Here is a 19,983-nt window from a genome sequence, read left to right as displayed (position 1 = left end):
CCCCATGGCGCTTGACTCAGGCCAGCCATTTGCCCTCTGACACGGGGGGATTTTCGGCCTCTATTCCCCTGTCGCGACAGATGAAAGCGGGCTCATTTGACAACGTTGCGAAGTCCGCGAGTCGCAGGAGCTCGCGACGTAACTTCACGTCTCCTCAATCCGCCAGTGATGTGAACCTGCGCCGAAAAGATCGCAAAGAACTGCGCAAACAGGCTGTTTTCGTGTGATGAGCGCCAATGGGAGCGCAGGGTTTTGCCTGGACACGGGTGTGTCGCAGTGCAAGTCGGCAAACTCAGTCTCTTCTGCAACACTCCACCTGACCCGCCCCCCCCCGCCCACGAATCGCCCGCATGTCGACACGCACAGAGCAACTCAGCCCACGTGCTGAAAGAGACGATGCCGGGAAGGTGCGCGCGTGACATTTCCGCTGGCCGACGTACAGATCGAAACACTGGCCGAGGACGCATGGCTGTTGCGCTTTGGCGAAACCATCGACGCCGCCGTCAACGATCGCGTCCACGCCGCAGCCGCCAAGCTGCAGGCGGGCCTTGAGAACGTGGAATGCGTGCCAGCCTATGCCAGCCTGTTGCTGCGTTTCGATGTGCTGCAATGGCTGGACGATGACGGCCGCTTCGGTGCCGAACGCCTGCGCGCAGCGATCGCTGCCGCATGGAACGAGCACTCGTCAGTGGCAAAGGCGGTGCGCGAAGTGAGCATTCCGGTCTGCTACGACGGCGCCGACTTGCCTGAAGTAGCCACGCATGCGCGGATATCGATCGAAGAGGTGGTCGCGCGCCACACGGCTGCGCGCTATCGCGTCGCCATGCTCGGCTTCGCGCCCGGATTTCCCTATCTGCTCGGCCTCGATCCCACGCTGGCCATGCCGCGCCGCAGCCATCCGCGTACCAGCGTGCCCGCCGGCAGTGTCGCGATCGGTGGGCAGCAGACAGGCATCTATCCGCAAAGCCTGCCTGGTGGCTGGCAACTGATCGGGCGCACGCCGATGCGTCTGTTCGACCTCGCTGCCGCATCGCCTTCCCTGCTGGGGCCCGGCGACCATGTGCGCTTTCGCGCGATCGACCAGGACGAGTACGAGCGACTTGCCACCGACCCGGTTACACGCCCATGAGCGTCGAGGTCATCAAGCCTGGATTGCTCACCAGCCTGCAGGACGCAGGGCGTCGCGGGTATGCACATCTGGGACTGGGCCGCGCCGGGGCCATGGACGAGCCGGCCAGGCGGCTGGCCAATGCCCTCGTCGGCAATGCCGGCGACGAAGCGGTGCTGGAGATCACGCTGGCCGGTCCCACGCTGCGCTTTCAACACGACGCCGTCGTGGCGCTCACCGGTGGCCTGATTGAAGCGCGCGTGGAGGGCCAACCCTTGCCCGCGTGGACCAGCTGCTTCCTGCCCGCCGGCAGCGTGCTTCGCCTCGGCGGCATGCGCCACGGGTGCCGCAGCTATCTGGCGGTGCGCGGCGGCTTCGACGGCGCGTCGGTACTGGGCAGCCGCAGCAGCGATCTGCATGCCGGCGTGGGCAGGGCTGCGCAGAGCGGCGACGTCATCGACATCGGTGAACGCGCATCGGCATCCTGGTTCCGCGCCGGACTCACCATGCAGGCGTTGCGCTGGGGCCTCGATCCGCAACCCTGGCTCGACTATGCCCGCGCGCCGCTGGCCTTGTTGCGCGGTCATCACTGGCATGCGTTGGACGATGCCTCGCAACACGCGCTGTTCACCCAGCGCTTCATGGTGAGCAAGGACAGCAACCGCACCGGCAATCGACTGGAAGGCATGCCCCTGCACTTGCGCCAGCCGCTGGAACTGATTTCCGAAGCAACCCTGCCCGGCACCTTGCAGCTGCCGCCCTCGGGCCAGCCCATCGTGTTGCTGGCCGAAGCGCCGGTGACCGGTGGCTATCCGCGCATCGGCCAGCTGGCCATGGTGGATTTGCCGCGTCTCGCGCAGCGTCGGCCGGGCGATACCGTATCCTTCCGCGAGACAACTCTGGACGAGGCGCTGCAACGCCTCACCGAGCGCGAGGCCTCGCTGCAACACCTGCTGCAACGCATCGAACAACGCCTGGAATCCGCATGAAACTCTCCATCGCCAAGACCATCGACATCAACAGCGACCTGGGCGAATCCTTCGGCGCCTGGCGCATGGGCGACGATGCCGCGCTGCTTGCCATCGTCAGCTCGGCCAACATCGCCTGTGGCTTCCATGGCGGCGACCCGGACATCATGCGCGGCACCGTCGCCATGGCGGTACAACACGATGTGGCGATCGGCGCGCATGTCTCCCTGCCCGACCTGCAAGGTTTCGGGCGACGCGAGATGGCGGTGACGCCGAACGAAGCCTATGCCATGACGCTTTATCAGATCGGCGCGCTGCAGGCGTTTGCGCAGGCGGCAGGCACACGACTGCGCCACGTCAAGCCGCATGGCGCGCTGTACAACATGGCGGCACGCGATGCCAGGCTGGCGGCCGCGATTGCGCGGGCCGTCCACGATTTCGATCACTCGCTGTTTCTGTTCGGCCTGGCCAACTCGGCGCTGATCGATGCCGGGCTGGCTGCCGGCATCCCGGTGGCGGCCGAAGCGTTTGCCGATCGTCGCTATCGCGCCGATGGCTCGCTGCAACCACGGCGCGAACCCGACGCAGTGATCCAGGAAGGCGATGAGGCGATTGCCCAGGCGATGGCGATGGCACGCGAAGGTCAGGTGCGCGCCATCGACGGCAGCATCGTGGCCTTGCAGGCTGACACCTTGTGCGTGCATGGCGATGGCGAGCACGCCGTGGCCTTCGCACGTCGATTGCGCGCCGCACTGGAAGCGGCCGACATCGGTATCGCCGCGCCGCACGCCAGCGGGGCACGCGCATGAATTACTGGCCGCTGCTCGGCGTCGCGGTCATCGTCATCGGTTTTGCGCTGCGCTTCAATGCCGTTCCCGTGGTGGTGTGCGCTGCGCTGGTCAGCGGTTTGCTCGCCGGCTTGCATCCCGCCGACCTGCTGGCCCTGCTGGGCAAGAGCTTCGTGTCCTCGCGCATGCTGTTGATGTTCGTGCTCACCCTGCCCGCCATCGGTCTGCTCGAACACGCCGGCCTGCGCGAGCACGCCCAGCAATGGATGAACCGCCTGCGCGGCTTCACGCTGGCCCGGCTCTTGATCGGTTATCTGTTCATACGCGAAGTGCTCGCCATGTTCGGGCTCACCGGCGTCGCCGGCGCCGCACAGACAGTGCGCCCGCTGCTGGCGCCGATGGGCGAGGCCGCGGCCGAGAAGATCAAGCCTGACCTGAGCGACGCCGAGCGCGACGAAGTGCGCGCGGTCGCTGCCGCCACGGACAACATCGGCCGCTTCTTCGGCGAGGATGTCTTCATCGCGTTGGGCGCGGTGCTGCTGGTCCAGGGCTTCTACGCCCAGCACGGCATCGATCTCACGCCACTGGCCATCGCATTGTGGGCGCTGCCCACGGCCATCGCCGCCTTCGTGATCCAGTCGGTACGCGTGTGGTTGTTCCAGCGCCGCCTGCAGCGGCGCGCCGCGCTCGCCCGCGTCGAAGCGGAAGCCTGAGCATGTTGCGCATCGAATACGCGTACTGGCTGATTGCAGCTTTCCTGTTCTACACCGCCTGGCGCAACGCGCGTGCGCAACAGATCGCTCGCGCCTCCTTCTGGGCGCTGCTGGGCCTGCTGTTTGCCGGTGGCGACGTGGTGCTGGCGCAACAGAAGGCCGGCAACGCCCTGCCTGCGCAGATCGCCGGATGCATGGTGATCGCACTCGCGCTGCTCGCGCCCCGCCTTCGCCGCCAGGCCCACCCGGAGACGGCCAGTGCATCGGCACGCGAGGCGTCCGCCCTGCGCCTTGGCCACAAGCTGTTTGTGCCCGCCCTGCTGATTCCACTGGTGACCTTGCTGGTGGCCTTGTTCGGCGAACATCTGTCCATCGGCGGTTACGCGCTGTTCGCCAAGCCGCAGATGACCTTGACCGGGCTGACGCTCGCCTGCGTGCTCGCGCTGTTCGCGGCGGCGCGCGTGGCGCAGGCGCCGCTGCATCAGGGCTTGTCGGAAGGCCGGCGCCTGCTCGATGCGATCGGCTGGGCGGCGCTGTTGCCGCTGTTGCTGGCCGCACTGGGCGAAGTGTTTACCCAGAGCGGCGTTGGCGCGGCGATCTCGGCGCTGGCGCAGATGATCCTGCCCGAGGGCAATGCCTTCTTGTGCCTGCTGGTGTTCTCGCTGGGCATGGTGTTGTTCACCGTGATCATGGGCAATGCGTTCGCCGCATTTCCGGTGATGATGGCGGGCATCGGACTGCCGCTGCTGGTGCATCGCTACGGCGCCAACCCGGCCATCCTCGGTTCCATGGGCATGCTGTGCGGCTATTGCGGCACCCTGCTCACGCCCATGGCGGCCGACTACAACCTGGTGCCGGCAGCACTGCTGGAGCTGCGCAATCCCTATGGCGTGATCCGCGCGCAGGCGTGGAGCGCTGCCAGCATCTTCGTCGCCACCTTCGTCATCATGTGGCTGCTGGTCTTTCGCTGACGCCGCACGACTTGAGATCCGATCATGAGCCAACCGCGCATCCTGCTGACCGGTTTTACGCCGTTCGGGAATGAAGACATCAACCCATCATGGGAAGCCGTGCGCGCGCTCGACGGCAAGCACATCGCTGGCCATCGCGTGGTGGCCCGGTTGCTGCCGACGGCCTTCGCCGATTCGCAGCGCGAGCTGGCGCTGGCCATCGACGAGGTGCAGCCCAAGCTGCTGCTGGGCGTCGGGCAGGCTGGCGGACGTAGCCGACTATCGATCGAACGGATAGCGATCAATGTGCAGGACGCCCGCATTGCCGACAATGCCGGAGCACAGCCGATTGACATGGCCATCGTTGAGGACGGCCCCGCGGCGTACTTCAGCACACTGCCGATCAAGGCCATGCTCAAGGCACTGCTCGCCGAAGGGCTGCCGGCCGAAGTGTCCAATACGGCGGGCACCTTCGTGTGCAATCACGTGGCGTATCTGATGCTGCACCTGGCCGAGCAGCATCGCGGACTGCGCGCGGGTTTTATCCACATCCCCTACCTGCCCTCGCAGGCGGCGCGCTTTCCGAACGCGCCCAGCATGAGCAAGGACGACGTGGTGCGCGCCCTGTCCATCGCGTTGGAGGTAGCGGCCACGCAGCACACCGACGATCGTTACGGCGCCGGCGCCCTCGACTGAGCGACGCCGCGACGCATAAAAAGAGGGCCTGGCAAGACGCCAGGCCCTTACCGGGGAGGTTTGGGTAAATCAGAGCTTGAAGTGCGCTTCGAGGATGTACTCGCGACCACTGGCGTATTCGTTGGCCAGTTCCGTCATGCTGGAACCGTAGAACTGCTTGTAGGTCGAGTTGAGCAGGTTCAGCGCGTCGAAGGTGACCGACATGTGATCGTTGAACTTGTAGCCCAGCGAGGCATCGAGTTCCTTGTAGCTGTCGGTATACGAATCGGGCGCACCGGCCACGTAGCCGCCTGCCAGATACTTGCTGCGATAGTTGTACGCAATGCTGGCACTGTACGGACCCTTCTCGAAGTACGGCGAGAGGTTGTACGAGTCCTTGGAGTTGTACGGCAGCGGGCCGCCGGCCGCGGTGCTCGAATCGGAGTACGTGAAGTTGGCACGCAGACCGAAACCGCTGTCACCGAAGGCCTGCTGGTAGCTGATCGCGGCGCCCTTCACCTTGGCGCGACCGCCATTGATCGGCGCGGAGACGCTGTACTGGCAGAAGCCGGCCAAGGTACACATGCCGTTGTTCACCAGCATCTGGCCGGTGGAACCCTGGATCAGTTCCGCCCACGAACCGTTCTGGCGACCCTGCACGGTGGCGGCATTGACCACGTAGTTCAGCACGTTCTTGTAGAAGCCCGAGACCGCGATCACCGACTCGTTGTTGAAGTACCACTCGCCGGACAGGTCGAAGTTCACCGACCGATACGGCTTGAGGTTCGGGTTGCCTGCGGTCGCGGTGAGCACCGTGTCGTTGGCTTCGAAGTACGGCGCCAGCTGGTTGTAGGGCGCGTACGCAATCGTCTCGGAACCCGCGCCGCGCAGGATGATGTCAGGCGCCACGTTCCAGGCGACGTTGAACGCCGGCAACCAGTCGTTGGACGTGCTGGTGGTGCCGACATAGCCAAAACCGGGCGGGAACACGCAATCCCAGGTGCTGCAGGTGCTGGGCACGTTGTAGCCGAAGGAGTCGATCTTGGTGTGCACGAAACGCACGCCAAGGTTGCCGTGCACGTTGTCGTTGCCGAAGTTCAGCTGGGCAAAGCCCGCGCTGTTCTGCTGCTGCACATTGAACGTGTTGTCCCAGTAGTCGACCGGATCGTTGGAGCTCAGCTGGTTGCCGTCGAGCACCGCGTTGTAGATCGACTGGAAGCCCAGCGTCTGCACGTGATGCACGGTGCTGCCGGACAGGCCGATGCTGGACGCGCCGCTCAGATCGCTGATGCCGCCGTAACCGATCTGGTTGAGTGTCTGGTTGGGCACGCCCACGTTGTCGATCAACAGCGACTGGCTTTCCCAGTGCGACGCCCAGCGGGCACCGATCTGCAGGCTGTTGAAGAAGCCGTCGAAGTCCTTGGTGAAGTCGGCCTGGGCATACTCGTCGCGCGCCTTGTACGGCTTGTAGCCGATGTTGCCGCCGAAGTTGTTGTCGGCCCAATAGGCCGGGTTGTTCGCCGTGGCAAGGTCGGTGTAGTTGAAGCCCTTGTTGATGTTCCAGTCGAAGCCGCCGCCGTAGAACAGTTCCTTGAAGGCCTGCGTGATGGTGTTGTCGGAGGTGCTTACGCCCAACTGCCCGTTGATGCGCCAGCCGTCGCCCTTGTAGGTGCCGCGCCAGTCGGCGCCCTTGGTACGGATGAACGACTTGCGTGCGTCGTTATCCATGAAGGTTTCGGCCGTGCTGGTGCACGAGGTGGTGTTGAAGCAGGGCGTGCCGACTTGGGTACCCGCCACCACGATGCCGTTCGGGCCTTCGGTGAGATGCGAGATGCCGGCGTAGTTGAAGCCGGCGATCGGGTACATCGACACGTTGAGGTTGTCGAGGCGATCGGTCATGTACAGCAGGCTGAGCGTGCTGTCGAAATGGTCGTTCGGCTTGTACTGCAGATTGACCAGGATGCTGCTGCGCTTCTCGGTCTGCTGGAAGTCGGCCGCGTTGAGTTCCGTTGGCATCTGGTCGGACGCCTTGAGCGTGCCGGCGGCAATCTGCCCCGCAATGGCCGGATTGGCGGCGGCGATGGCCGATACCGGCGTATAGCCGAAGATTTCCTGGCCCTGGCGATCGGTCTTTTGCTCGTAGTGCGAGAGGGAGACATCCGCACCAAACGTCTTGTCGGCGTTGTGCCAGCTGTAGAACAGCGACGCGTTCGGACGGCTCTGCTCGACCATGTCGTTGTAGTTCACGCCGAACGAACCGCTGAGCGTGTTCGCCGGCACGTCGAGCGGCTGGATGGTGTGCATGATCACCGTGCCGCCGAGGCTGCCCTCAGGCAGGCGCGCTTCCGGGCTCTTGTAGATCTCCAGCGAGCCGAGGATCTCCGGCGGCAGCAACGAGTAGTTGAAGCCGCGGTTGGGACTGTCGCCGTAGAGCCACATGGCCTGCGCGATCGGATGGCCGTCAAGGAACGAGAGGTTCAGGCTGGGATCGATGCCGTTGATGCTCACGCGCTGCGTGGCGCCGAACGCACGGTCCAGCGTGACGCCGGGAATCTGCGCCAGTGCTTCGGCCACGTTGGTGGCGGGGAACTTGCCGATGTCTTCGGCCGTGATGGCATCGACGATGGCGTCTGCGTTGCGCTTGGTGTCCAGCGACTGTTGCAGGCTGGCGCGGATGCCGGTGACGGTCACCGTTTCCAACTGCTTGGCCTGCGATTGGTCGGCGGTCGTCTGCGGGTTGCTGTTGTCCTGTGTCGCTGCCGCGGGTGCGGGTTGCGGCGCCGGTTGCGCAGCGGGCGCCGTATCGGCGGCGCGAAGCGAACCGGATAGACAGAGTCCAGCGATGATGCTGGCGGCTAGCAATGATTTGCGTTGTGACATGGTGTCCTCCCCTCGAAGGCAATCGGCAGCCAGCACGTGGACATGGGCTGCGGCGTGGCTGTTGGGCATGGGCCCGGTTCAGTTGGACGATCTGAGTACTTCGTTCTCCCCGGCGCGAGAGCCTGCGGACATGCCCTCTCGGTCTTGCAAGTCAAGGAACAGCCCGGCGGCGCCGATCACACCGTGCTGGCCGTGCTCCATCAGTCGTACGGGAACCTGTTGCAGGAAGGCGCGCATCACGCCTTTGTTGAAAAAGCGCTGGCGGAAGCTGCTGGCGAGCAGCACGTCGCGGATCTGCGGAAGAATCCCGCCGGCCAGGAACACGCCCCCGCGTGCGCCGTACAGCAGGCACAGATCGCCGGCAAAGCTGCCGAGCAATCCGCAGAACACCTCCAAGGCTTCGACGGCTGCCTCGTCGCCGCGCTCCAGCGCCGACTGCGTCACCTGGCTGGGCAAAGTGAGTTCGGGTGTCTGCCCGCGCAGCGTGCACAGCACGCGGTACAGGTTGAGCAGGCCGGGGCCGGACAAGGCGTGTTCGAACGAGACATACGAACGGTCGCGCGACAGCGCACGAAGAATCTCGATCTCGCGTTCGTTGCCCGGCGCCAGCGCGATCTGGCCTGCTTCGGTGGCCAGCACGGTGGCGTGCGGTTTGCCGGGCAACAGCACCGCCGAGCCCAAACCGGTGCCGGGCCCCATCACCAGCACCGGACCTTCGGCGGGCAGTGCCTCGCTTTCGATCACTGCAGTGGTGTCGGCCTGGCTGAGGAACTGCGTGGCATAGGCCACGGCTTCGAAGTCGTTGACGACGGCGAGCTCTTCGATGCCGAGGCTGTCGCGGATATCGCGAATGGAAACCGGCCAGGGCAAGTTGTCGTTGACGATGGCATCGCCCAGCACGTAACCCGCACTGGCCACGGCGCAGCGACGGATGTGCACAGAGCGATCGAGCTGGCCGACGAAGTCCTGCAGCACGGCCGTGAGGCTAGGCCAGTCGGCGCAGGCATAGCGGTGGTACTGCAGCACCGTCACCGGGCGCGTCCCATCCGGCTCGTGGCTGACCAGGCCGATGCGGGCATGCGTCCCGCCGACGTCAGCCGCCAGGAACGCCCCCGCAGGGAGCGCCAGGCGACGTGCCTCCAGACTGTGGTTACCGCGTTGCGCCACCGTCATCCCCTCGTCATTGCTGTGTCGCATTGCACGACCTGCGACCCGATTTTGGCCCGAGTCTCGCCACGGATGACAACGTTGTCAACAGGCCGTTTTTTCATGCGAAACAAGGGTTTGGCGCGGTCCAGCAATCGCAGCAAATGACGTCCTTGCCGCAAGATCATGATGCAGTGCAACACACTGTAAACAAAGGGATTTTTAACTAGTCAAAAGAGCCGTCCTGCTGCCAAAACATCGCTATTGCGGCGCAACAAGCGAGGTTTTTGCGGGGTCGGTGCAGCCACCGCTTTGTGCACCTTTGGATGACTCACTCGTGTCAGAATTTGACAACGTTACGCATAGCGTCGATAAACGCTCATCTCTCCCTCTCCTTCGCGGCGAGGGAAGGGCTTTGAGGGGGAATCGGACCGTCATGGGTCCATCGTTCAGCGGCCATCCGCGGGGAGTAAGTCCATCCATGTCTGCCACTACGCTTGCCGCTGGCGAGCCACGCTCTTCCAGCGTGGTACCGATGCTGATCATCGGCGTGCTGTTTTTCATCTTCGGCTTCGTGACCTGGCTCAACGGTCCGCTGATCACCTTCGTCAAGCTCGCCTTCAACGTCGATGACGTGTCTGCTTTCTTCGTACCGCTGGTGTTCTATTTTTCGTACTTCTTCCTGGCCATTCCCGCGTCCAGCGTGCTTCGCCGCACCGGCATGAAGAAGGGCATGGGACTGGGCTTGTTCGTGATGGCGATTGGCGCGGTGTTGTTCGGCCAGTTCGTCAGCATGCGCATCTTCTATCCGGCGCTGGCCGGATTGTTCGTGATCGGCGCGGGCCTCGCCCTGCTGCAGACCGCTTCCAATCCGTACATCAGCATCCTCGGCCCGATCGACAGTGCCGCGCAGCGTATTGCCTTCATGGGCATCTGCAATAAGGTCGCCGGTGCGCTGGCACCGTTCGTGTTCGGCGCGCTGGTGTTGTCGGGCATCGACACCTTCGACCAGCAGGTGAAGGCCGCGGCCTCGCCCGAGGCAAAGGAAGCCCTGCTCAACGCCTTCGCCGCCAAGATCCACATGCCGTACATGATCATGGCCGGCCTGCTGGTGGTGCTGGCGATCTGGGTGGTCCGCTCGCCGCTGCCGGAAATCAAGCCGTCCGGCGCCAATGCCGAGTCGGATATCGGTCACTCCAAGGGCGGCATCTTCAGCTTCCCTCACTTGTGGCTGGGCGTGCTGTGCCTGTTCCTCTACGTGGGCGTGGAAGTGATGGCGGGAGATGCCATCGGCACCTATGGCCAGGGCTTTGGCCTGCCGCTGGATGAGACCAAGCACTTCACCTCGTTCACCCTGATCGCCATGCTCGCCGGTTACCTGGCGGGCCTGGTGCTGATTCCGCGCTTCATCTCGCAGCAGAGCTACCTGGCGGTGTCCGCCGTGCTCGGCGTGCTGTTTACGCTGGGCGCGTACATCACCACCGGCCATACCTCGGTGGGTTTTGTCGCCGCGCTGGGTTTCGCCAACGCCATGATGTGGCCGGCGATCTTCCCGCTGGCCATCCACGGCCTGGGCCGCCTCACCGAGCGCGGCTCGGCGCTGCTGATCATGGCGATCGCCGGCGGCGCGCTGGTGCCGCAGCTGTTCGTGCACCTGAAACAGCACTTCAACTTCCAGCTGGTATTCATGGCGCTGATGGTGCCCTGCTACCTGTACATCCTTTACTACGGCGTTAAGGGGCACCGCGTCGGCCAGCACGCGCGCTGAAGCCTGGGTCGGCGCCCGCCGCGCCGCCAGGTAAGGCTTCGCTGGGCTACGATGCCGCTACTTACCGATTGCCGGAGTTTCTTGTGTTGCGCAACCCCACCATCAAGGATGTCGCCAAGCGTTCCGGCGTTTCGCTCAAGACCGTCTCGCGCGTCATCAACCACGAGGCCTCGGTTCGCGCCGATACGCGCGAAAAGGTCGAGCGCGCGATCGAGGCTTTGGGCTACCAGCCCAATCCTTCAGCACGTGGTCTGCGCAGCACGCATGCCTATGCGATCGGACTGGTCTACGACAACCCGAACGCGCACTACGTGATCAGCATGCAGGACGGCGTGTTGTCCGCCTGCCGCGAACGCGGCTTCGGCCTGCTGATCCATCCGTGTGATTCCTCCTCGCCCGACCTGGCGGCGGAGCTGTGCGCGCTGGTGGAACGCAATCGTCTCGCCGGCCTGGTGCTGGCACCGCCGATGTCCGAGCAGGCCGAGCTGGTCAATACGCTGATCGCCAACGACATCAGCTTCGTGCGCATCATTTCCTCGCGCGACGATCCCCATGACGGCGCGCCGTGCGTCTACATCGACGACCGCAGCGCCGCCTATGCGATCACCGAACACCTGATCCAGATGGGCCACAAGCGCATCGGCTTCCTGTGGGGCGAACCGCACCATCGCTCCAGCCCGGAGCGTTACCAGGGCTATGCCGATGCGCTGCGCGACTATGGTCTGCCGCTGGACAAGAAGCTGGTGCTGCCCGGCCGTTATGCGTTCGACGACGGTTTCCGCGGCGCCCGCAAGCTGCTTGCGCTGAAGGATCCGCCGACCGCGATCTTCGGCAGCAACGACGAAATCGCCGCGGGCGTGCTCGCCGCGGCCCGTTCGAGCAACGTGGATGTGCCGTGGGGGCTTTCCATCGCCGGCTTCGAGGACAGCCCGTTCTCCAAGCAGGCGTGGCCCGCACTCACCACCGCGCGTCAGTCCACCAGCGACATCGGCCGCCATGCGGCCCTGCAGCTGATGGCGGAATTGCAGCGCAAATCCGGCGCGGCGGTTGAACTGCCGCACAGCGAATGTTTTGTACCCGAATTGGTCGTGCGTGGATCCACCGCGCCACCGCAAACCCCGGCGCCCCGCAAGGGCTGAGGTCGCGCTCGCGCACCTTGGCCTCGCGGCATGCGCCTCGTGCATGTCACCGAGATAGGACGATGAAAGAAGCAAGCCAGACCCTGATGTACCGCGAGGCCCACGAGGCGGCCGCCGTGGTCGAGCGACAGCTGCGCGAGAATGCGCCCATCCTCAAGGCGCTCGGCGAGCAGCTGCGGGCCAGGCCGCCCCGCTTCATCGTCACCTGTGCGCGCGGCAGCTCCGATCACGCCGCTGCCTATGCCAAGTATGTGTTCGAGACCCGCCTGGGTCTGATCACCGCCTCGGCGTCGCCGTCCATTTCGTCCATCTACGACGCCGACCTGCACATGGACGGCGCCTTGTTCGTCGCCATCTCGCAGTCGGGCAAGAGCCCCGACTTGCTGCGCAGCGCGCAGGCCGCCAAGGATGCCGGCGCCCATGTGGTGGCCCTGGTCAACGTGGAGGATTCCCCGCTCGCGCAGATGGCCGACACCTTCGTGCCGCTGCGCGCCGGCCCTGAACTTAGCGTGGCCGCCACCAAGAGTTACCTCGCGACGCTTGCAGCCGTGCTGCAGCTCACCGCGCACTGGAGCAACGACGCGACGCTGCACGACGTGGTCGATCGCCTGCCCGACGATCTGCGTCGTGGCTGGGACTGCGACTGGAGCGCCATGGTGAAGGGCCTCACCGGTGCCAGCAGCCTGTTCGTGGTCGGTCGCGGTTTTGGTTTCGGCGCCGCGCTGGAAGCGGCGCTCAAGCTCAAGGAAACCTGTGGACTCCATGCCGAGGCCTTCAGCGCCGCCGAAGTGAAGCACGGCCCGATGGCCATCGTGGGTGAAGGTTTCCCGGTGCTGTTCTTCGCACAGGACGACGGCACGCAGGACAACACGATTGCCGTGGCGAACGAGTTCCGCTCGCGCGGCGCGCGCGTGTTCATCGCCGCGCCGGGCAATCACGATCCGGACAAACTGCCGCTGCCGGAAAACATCGCGCCCATCGTGACGCCGCTACTCGCCGTGCAAAGCTTCTATCGCGCAGCCAGTGCGCTGTCGCTTGCACGCGGCTTTGATCCGGACGTACCGCCGCACCTGCGCAAGGTCACGGAGACCATGTAATGAGCACGCCACTCACCGCACTCATCAATGCTCGCCTGCTGACCGATCATGGTCCGCGCGAGGGACTGGCTGTGCTGGTGCGCGGCGAGCGCATCGAAGCGATCGTGCGCGACGACGACAAGCGCATTGCGGAGGCCACGAAGCACGACCTCAAGCGCCAGCTGCTGCTGCCCGGCTTCATCGATGTGCAGGTCAATGGCGGTGGCGGCGTGCTGTTCAATGCCGAACCTACGGTGGAAGCGTTGGCGACCATCGGCGCCGCGCACCGCAAGTTTGGCACCACGGGTTTTCTGCCTACCCTGATCACCGATACCGCGGACGTGATGCGCAAGGCGCTTGATGCGGTCGATGCCGCCATCGAGCAAGGCGTGCCGGGCGTGCTGGGCATCCATCTGGAAGGCCCTTTCCTCGCGACGGCACGCAAGGGCATCCATGATGCCTCGCTGTTTCGTCTGCCTGATGCCGAAGATATCGCAGCCATCACGCGCAATCGCCGTGGCGTGGTGATGCTCACGCTCGCGGTGGAAGAAGTACCGCGCGACACCATTCGCCAGCTCAGCGAAGCCGGTGTGCTGGTGGTTGCCGGCCACACCGCGGCGACTTATCACGCCACGCGCGCCGCGCTCGATGCCGGCGTGTGCGGCTTCACCCATCTGTACAACGCGATGACGCCGCTCGGTAGTCGCGAGCCCGGCGTGGTCGGCGCCGCGCTGGACGATCCGCACAGCTGGTGCGGCCTGATCGTTGACGGCCATCATGTGCATCCGGTCGCGCTGCGCGTCGCGATTGCCGCCAAGGCCAAGGGCAAGAGCGTGCTGGTCACCGACGCGATGCCGCCGGTGGGCGCGGACAGTCCCGAGTACGTGCTCAACGGACAAACCATCATCGCCCGCGACGGCATCTGCCAGAGCGACGATGGCGTGCTCGCCGGCTCCGCGCTGGATATGGCCACTGGCGTGCGCAATCTGATGGAGATGGTCGGCTTGCCGCTGGCCGAGGCCTCGCGCATGGCAAGCGCCTATCCCGCCGCGTGGCTCGGACTGGATCGCACGCATGGTCGCATCGTCGCGGGTCAGCAAGCGGACTTCGCCGTGCTGGACAAAAACCTTGTCGTCACCGAAACCTGGATTTCAGGCGTCCGCTACGACGCCTGAAACCAACGCGATACTTTTGTGGGAGCGCACCCTGTGCGCGACAGCCGGGCGGAGCGACAGCGCTCTGACGCTGCGGTCGCGCACAGGGTGCGCTCCCACACGGTCAGCACGCTCGGCTGGCGCGCAGCCAGCGTAGATTGATCTCTGGTCGAAGCAAACCCGAAATTCTACGGTTCACAGAGTTCACCATTTTCTCTCGCGCGACGGCAGGCATAACCCCTGTAGCTGAATTCTCGCCAGCCACCCGCTCTGCCCTCGAAAACGTAGATCCACGATTGATAGACGGTGGTGGTCTGACTGATCATGGTCAGGGTCTGACCCTCACTGCCGTTTGCCGGCAACGGCATCGGCGGGCCCATATTGGGCGGGTCGAGCGGCGGACCCGGCAACATCGCTGGCCGCACGGTACCTGACGTGATCGTCAGGGTGATGCGGCCAACGTCATACGGTAGACCCAAGCCCCAACCCAGTTTGCGTCTACCGATGTTCTGCTGGTCAATAAAAGCTTTCCACGCGTCATATAGCGGCGTGCCGCGCGTGAGCACGAACGTCTGGCTGGAAGCAGCCACTGTGTAGTCAGATTCAGGTGCTGATGCCGATGCAATGACCGGCAAGGGAGCGACGGACAGGATGAGAACAAGCAAAGACGGCCTGAGCATTTTCATTTGAACTCCCGCGTTGCGGCGAGGCCTGGCTTGCCCTGCCCGCGGAATTTGCAGCGCGGACATCGGCGCTACAAATACGAGTAATCCCTGTTCTGGGGGAGCAGCACACGTTGGCAGTCGGCGTAGCCGTCTGCATGTGCATGCTGAAGGTGATGGCGATTGGAAGTCCGTCGCTGGCTGGTTGCGCACAGGGTGCACTCCTACAGCACGACTGCGGGGGCAATGCAGCTTCGGTGTAGGAGCGCACATTGTGCGCGACCGCAGCGCCTCGACGCCATCGTTTCGTTCGGCTGTCGCGCACAGGGTGCGCTCCCACCGAAATGCCCAAGCTTGCCGCACCCTTGTAGGAGCCCACCTTGTGGGCGACCGCGGCGCTCGGCGTCGCCGCTACGTCGGCTGGTCGCGCACAAGTGCGCTCCTGCAATGAAAGAGATGATCGCGTCGCGGCGCCTATTCGTACACGTGCAGCCGATTGAATATCCACGCGTGATACGACTTCACCAGGTCCGGCTGCGCGCAATCGGTGTAGAGACCGTTGCAACGTGTGCGCAGCGAAATCGCCGCTGAGAAATACGGATCGGTCGGCAGATCCGCCGCCTGCAGCACCATGCTTGGCAGCAGCGCGATGTCGAGCATCGGGTAATGCGGCAACGGCGCACCCTGGAAGTTGCTCTTGATCATGTAATACGTGAGGTAGTCCTTGACCGAGGACAGCTCATCCGGCCACGTGCGCGGCATCTCGCGGATCAAGCCACTGAACGAGGGCTGGTGATCGCCGAAGTGCACGATCACGGTAGGCTGCGCGCGATCGAGGAAATCGTGTTCCAGCCCGTGCATCGCCGCATCGGAATTGTGCAGGTTCGCCAGATAGGTGTTGAAGTTGAGCGACTCGCGCGTCGGCAGGCCCTTGAGCACGCCCTTGTTGAACGGCGCCGGCAACGAGGACAACGGATCGGTATCGTGCGGGCCGTGCTGCGCCAGCGTCAGGATCATCACGAACACCGGCTGACCGGGCTTCTTCACCTTGTCGTAGACGCGCTTGGCTGCGTCGAACATCTGCTTGTCGGTCTCTTCCCACTCTTCCAGGCCGAGCTGGCCGGCGTCGTAGAACTGATCGAAGCCGTACGCGCGATAGGCGTTGCGTCCGTTGAGGAAGGCGCCATTGGTCGGATAGATCGCCACGGTGAGATAGCCCAGGCGTTGCAGCTGACGCGGCAGGCTGTCCTGCACGTGCGGTGCGAGCACGTACGGGGCGTACATGCCGCCCGGGCCGAAGATGTCCTGCGGCATGCCGGTGAGCGTGGCGAATTCGCTCACCCAGGTGCCGCCGCCAAAGGTGTGCACGCGCATGGGGCCGGTCGAGCGCGTGCGCACGTCCGGCTTGAACATCGCCACGCGACACTCGGGGATGTTGCACTGGGTGAAATTGGCCGGATTGAAGGTGCTTTCTTCCAGCACCTGCACGATGTCCGGATAGGATTCCGGCGAACGCGGAATCGCCGCCGGCTCGCCTGACGCCGTGGAACCCCACTCCTGCTCGGCCTGGGCGTCATCGCCCATGTCCGGCATGCGCACATCCGAGTCGCTGAAGTTGACGAAGAAATTGGTGATCTGCGCGTCGTCGGAGAGTTTCTCCCACACGTTCCTCGCATGCACCTCGGCGAACGGGCCGTTGGGCAGCAGGCACACCCAGAACGCCAGGGCCCATAGCGCCATGCCGCTGAGGCGCATGCTCCATGCACGACGGCGGCTGAGATGCGCCACCAGGCGACGATCGAAATGCCACACCGCCCACAGCACCAGCGGCGTCACCACGCACACCACCAGGGACAGCATCCACAGGTGCGGGTAATGGCCCAGCGTTTCGAGCAGGCTGCTGCGCGCGTAATAGACGAAGTCCGCCGGCATCAGCGGCGAGTCCAGATAGCGCAGCTTCATCACGGACAGGAAGTTCAGGCCGAGGAACAAGCCGCCGCTTACCACCAGGGCCGTGGCGGGGCGCGCAAACGCCGACAGCAGCACGCCGAACGCGCACACCATCAGCGCAATCACGAAGGCCTGCTGCAACAAGGCGGGCTCGCGCAACGCGGTCATGCTGACGCAGAACAGGAAAAATCCTGCCGCGACCAGCCAAGGTCCGGTTTTTCTCAGAAAGCCCAGTGTTCGTTGCGGCATATGGATAAGGCCCCCTGTTTGGCCCCGGTGTCATTCGAGCGCAATTCTACGGACTTGCAACTGTCACATGCACAATGGCCGGCAACGGCCAAACGGCGCCCCTATGCGGTTCAGCAGCCGTTGCGCCGGCAAGACGACATGCCGATCTGCTAGGTTTCCCGCTTTGCCCCCGTTGCCCACCCCATGGACCGGCCGATGACCCACCGCCTTCTTCCCCTCGCCGCCCTCGCCGCCGCCGTGCTGGCGGGCTGCGCCAGCCAGACCACCAGCCATTCCGCCGCCCTGCCCGACGGCAGCCGCGCCCAGGTAGCCATCCTGGAAACCACTGACGTCCACTCCAACGTGCTCAGCTACGACTATTACAAGCAGCGCGAGGACGACACGGTGGGCTACGAGCGGGTGGCCACCCTGATCCGCCGGGCCCGCGCGCAGTACCCCAACAGCTTCCTGTTCGACAGCGGCGACACCATCCAGGGCAGCGTGCTGGCCGACTACCAGTCGCTGGTGAAGCCGGTGGGCTGCGATGAGGAGCTGGGGATTTACCGCGCCATGGATGCCATGGGCTACGACGGCGGCACCGCCGGCAACCATGAGTTCAACTACGGCCTGGGCTTTCTTTCGCAGGTCACCGGCACCCCGATGAACGTGGAAGGCGGCCACGCCAACCGCTGCGCCGGCCCGCATTTTCCGCTGGTGCTGTCCAACGTGTTCAGCAGCCGCGACGGCGCGCCCATCTTCAAGCCCTGGACCGTGGTGCAGAAGGACATCACCGTCACCGGCCCCGATGGCAGCACGCGGAAAGTGCCGCTCAAGGTCGGCATCATCGGCTTCACCCCGCCGCCGATCCTGGACTGGGACAAGCAGAATCTGGCCGGCAAGGTGACGGTCACCGGCGTGGTCGAGGCGGCGCAGAAATACCTGCCGGAACTGGAAGCGCAGCATCCGGACATCGTGGTCGCCGTGCTGCACGGCGGCCTCAACACCGCGCCGTATACCTCCGACATGGAGAACGGCGGCTGGTACCTGGCCGGCGTGCCCGGCATCGACGTGCTGCTGATGGGCCATTCGCATACCGAATTCCCGGGCCCGCACTACAAGGGCATGAAGGACGTGGATGCCGAACGCGGCTTCGTGCGCGGCAAGCCGGCCGTGATGGGCGGCTTCTTCGGCAAGGACCTGGGCGTGATCGACCTGGCCTTGCAGCGCAAGGACGGCCACTGGGTGATCGACGACAGCCAGACGCACAGCGAAGTGCGTCCTATCTGCCCCAAGAAGAACGACTGCGTCCCGGCCGACCCGGCCATCGCACCGCTGGTGAAGCAGGCGCATGAAGCGGCCGTGCAATACGTCAATACGCCGATCGGCGAGACGCGCGTGCATCTGAGCAGCTACTTCGCCGACGAGGGCAATATGACGGCGCTCGCGCCGATCAACGCCGCCATGCGCGATTACGTGCAAAGCGAATTGCCCAAGACGCATCCGGAACTGGCCAAGCTGCCGGTGCTCTCCGCCGCCGCGGCCTTCCGCACCGGCTTCGGCGGCCCGGATGACTACACCGACATCGCCGTGGGACCGCTCACCCTGCGTAGCGCCGCAGATCTGTATTTCTATCCGAACACGCTCTCAGCCGTGAAAGTCGACGGTTCCGGGCTCAAGGCCTGGCTGGAAAAAGCAGCCGAGCGCTTCAACCGCATCGACCCCAGCAAGGACGGCGAGCAGGAACTCATCAGCGACCGCCTGCCCGGCTACAACTTCGACCAGATCCAGGGCGAGCTGAGCTATCAGATTGATGTCACCAAGCCGGCCGGCGAACGCATCGTCAAGCTCAGCTACAAGGGCAAGCCGGTGAAGCCCGACCAGCAATTCGTCGTGGCCACCAACAACTACCGCGCCAGCGGCGGCGGCAACTTCCCCGGCCTGGTCGGCAACAACATCGTGCTGGCCGCGCCGGACGGCGCCCGCGAAATCCTGGCCAAGTGGCTGCAGCGCAAGCAGACCCTGACCGCCAAGGATCTGCCCGTTACTTCGTGGCATTTCGTGCCGGTGAAGACGCACGGTGAGGTGGTGTTCAAGGCCGCCTCGAACAAGCAGGATGTGGCGCGCGAAGCGGGGCTGAAGAACATCCGCCAGCTCAAGGACAACGGCGACGGCACGGCGGTGTACGCGATCGACCTGTCGCATTAAACCGGGCACTGGCGGTGAACGCGCGGCGGCGTAGACTGCGCCGCGCGTTCACCCAGGGCATGCTCGGAGGCAAAGCCTTGCAAGGCGACAAGACGTACTGGTTTCCCGCAAAACGTGACGGCTGGGGTTGGGGCTTTCCCACCACGTGGCAGGGCGGGACTGAGCGTTTGTGGGAGGCCACCCTGTGGGCGACCGCCGCGCCACGTCGTCATCGCTCCGTAGGGTAGTCGCGCACAGGGTGCGCTCCCACAAGAAGCCTCCCGCTTGACGCACCCTTGTAGGAGCCCACTTGTGGGCGACCGCGACGCGACAGCGGCGCCGCTTCGCAGGTGAGGTCGCGCACAAGTGCGCTCCTACACAAGAGCGGTTCGCGCAACGGCGGCATCGAACTGCTACACCGCTGCAACACCTTGTAACGCCGCCTCGACGACTCGCTCTGGCCACCCCGAAAGTTTCAAACGAATCTGTTGACTGCAGTGCAGCATCGGGCCTAAGGTCGAGCCATGTCGCCATCTATTGCGCCAGCACGCAAGTTCCAGCACCCGGTCCACACTGGGTGCGCGTCGCTGTCCG

General features: G+C 64.7%; 15 protein-coding genes. 11 read left to right on the top strand and 4 right to left on the bottom strand.

Annotated features, from left to right (window positions below; all coding sequences use genetic code 11):
- The first annotated feature begins 415 nt into the window (after nucleotides 1–415).
- From pxpB to pcp, 6 genes are read left to right on the top strand one after another with little or no spacing between them, the layout of a single operon-like run.
- Nucleotides 416–1,129 carry a 5-oxoprolinase subunit PxpB gene (gene pxpB, locus AC1DKY_RS08860; protein ID WP_441602769.1) on the top strand — a complete coding sequence of 238 codons (714 nt, stop codon included), beginning with the start codon at nucleotides 416–418 and terminating at the stop codon, nucleotides 1,127–1,129.
- Nucleotides 1,126–2,097 carry a 5-oxoprolinase subunit C family protein gene (locus AC1DKY_RS08855; protein WP_441602768.1) on the top strand — a complete coding sequence of 324 codons (972 nt, stop codon included), beginning with the start codon at nucleotides 1,126–1,128 and terminating at the stop codon, nucleotides 2,095–2,097. The genes pxpB and AC1DKY_RS08855 overlap by 4 nt, the downstream gene beginning before the upstream one ends.
- On the top strand, nucleotides 2,094–2,885 hold the full coding sequence (locus tag AC1DKY_RS08850; RefSeq protein ID WP_441602767.1) for a LamB/YcsF family protein: 792 nt from the start codon (nucleotides 2,094–2,096) through the stop codon (nucleotides 2,883–2,885). The genes AC1DKY_RS08855 and AC1DKY_RS08850 overlap by 4 nt, the downstream gene beginning before the upstream one ends.
- Entirely contained in the window at nucleotides 2,882–3,577 is a 696-nt protein-coding gene (locus tag AC1DKY_RS08845; protein ID WP_441602766.1) for a DUF969 domain-containing protein, read from the top strand. Before AC1DKY_RS08850 ends, AC1DKY_RS08845 begins: the two co-directional genes overlap by 4 nt.
- A 2-nt stretch (nucleotides 3,578–3,579) precedes the next feature.
- The gene (locus AC1DKY_RS08840; protein WP_441602765.1) at nucleotides 3,580–4,548 is read left to right on the top strand and encodes a 5-oxoproline transporter, DUF979 family subunit; all 969 of its coding nucleotides are present in this window, start codon (nucleotides 3,580–3,582) and stop codon (nucleotides 4,546–4,548) included.
- Nucleotides 4,549–4,572: 24 nt separating this feature from the next.
- A complete protein-coding gene (gene pcp, locus AC1DKY_RS08835) occupies nucleotides 4,573–5,223 on the top strand; it encodes a pyroglutamyl-peptidase I (protein WP_441602764.1) in 651 nt (216 codons plus the stop codon).
- A gap of 69 nt (nucleotides 5,224–5,292) precedes the next feature.
- On the opposite strand, the gene AC1DKY_RS08830 is transcribed toward pcp, so the two are convergent.
- Nucleotides 5,293–8,082: a TonB-dependent receptor gene (locus AC1DKY_RS08830; RefSeq protein ID WP_441602763.1), complete on the bottom strand. Its 2,790-nt coding sequence runs from the start codon at nucleotides 8,080–8,082 to the stop codon at nucleotides 5,293–5,295.
- Nucleotides 8,083–8,160: 78 nt separating this feature from the next.
- Nucleotides 8,161–9,255, bottom strand: coding sequence for a glucokinase (gene glk / locus AC1DKY_RS08825; RefSeq protein WP_441602919.1), 1,095 nt, complete (start codon nucleotides 9,253–9,255; stop codon nucleotides 8,161–8,163).
- Between the two features lie 454 nt (nucleotides 9,256–9,709).
- Here glk and AC1DKY_RS08820 point away from each other — a divergent pair, with 454 nt between their 5' ends.
- The 4 genes from AC1DKY_RS08820 (at nucleotide 9,710) to nagA (ending at nucleotide 14,386) form a co-directional block, all read left to right on the top strand.
- Nucleotides 9,710–10,996, top strand: coding sequence for a sugar MFS transporter (locus AC1DKY_RS08820; RefSeq protein WP_046970698.1), 1,287 nt, complete (start codon nucleotides 9,710–9,712; stop codon nucleotides 10,994–10,996).
- Between the two features lie 86 nt (nucleotides 10,997–11,082).
- Nucleotides 11,083–12,135: a LacI family DNA-binding transcriptional regulator gene (locus AC1DKY_RS08815; RefSeq protein WP_441602918.1), complete on the top strand. Its 1,053-nt coding sequence runs from the start codon at nucleotides 11,083–11,085 to the stop codon at nucleotides 12,133–12,135.
- Between the two features lie 62 nt (nucleotides 12,136–12,197).
- On the top strand, nucleotides 12,198–13,232 hold the full coding sequence (locus AC1DKY_RS08810) for an SIS domain-containing protein (protein WP_441602762.1): 1,035 nt from the start codon (nucleotides 12,198–12,200) through the stop codon (nucleotides 13,230–13,232).
- Nucleotides 13,232–14,386: an N-acetylglucosamine-6-phosphate deacetylase gene (gene nagA, locus AC1DKY_RS08805; RefSeq protein ID WP_441602761.1), complete on the top strand. Its 1,155-nt coding sequence runs from the start codon at nucleotides 13,232–13,234 to the stop codon at nucleotides 14,384–14,386. Before AC1DKY_RS08810 ends, nagA begins: the two co-directional genes overlap by 1 nt.
- A 167-nt stretch (nucleotides 14,387–14,553) precedes the next feature.
- On the opposite strand, the gene AC1DKY_RS08800 is transcribed toward nagA, so the two are convergent.
- Nucleotides 14,554–15,051: a hypothetical protein gene (locus tag AC1DKY_RS08800; protein WP_441602760.1), complete on the bottom strand. Its 498-nt coding sequence runs from the start codon at nucleotides 15,049–15,051 to the stop codon at nucleotides 14,554–14,556.
- A 450-nt stretch (nucleotides 15,052–15,501) separates the two neighbouring features.
- Nucleotides 15,502–17,226 carry an LTA synthase family protein gene (locus tag AC1DKY_RS08795; protein WP_441611453.1) on the bottom strand — a complete coding sequence of 575 codons (1,725 nt, stop codon included), beginning with the start codon at nucleotides 17,224–17,226 and terminating at the stop codon, nucleotides 15,502–15,504.
- Nucleotides 17,227–17,421: 195 nt separating this feature from the next.
- On the opposite strand from AC1DKY_RS08795, the gene AC1DKY_RS08790 reads away from it, so the two are divergent.
- Entirely contained in the window at nucleotides 17,422–19,410 is a 1,989-nt protein-coding gene (locus AC1DKY_RS08790; protein WP_441602758.1) for a bifunctional 2',3'-cyclic-nucleotide 2'-phosphodiesterase/3'-nucleotidase, read from the top strand.
- The last annotated feature ends 573 nt before the right edge of the window (nucleotides 19,411–19,983 follow it).

This window comes from Dyella sp. 01N448 (assembly GCF_056399225.1).
The sequence above is the reverse complement of the archived record's forward strand: the minus strand, read 5'-3'. Positions and strand labels throughout refer to the sequence as shown.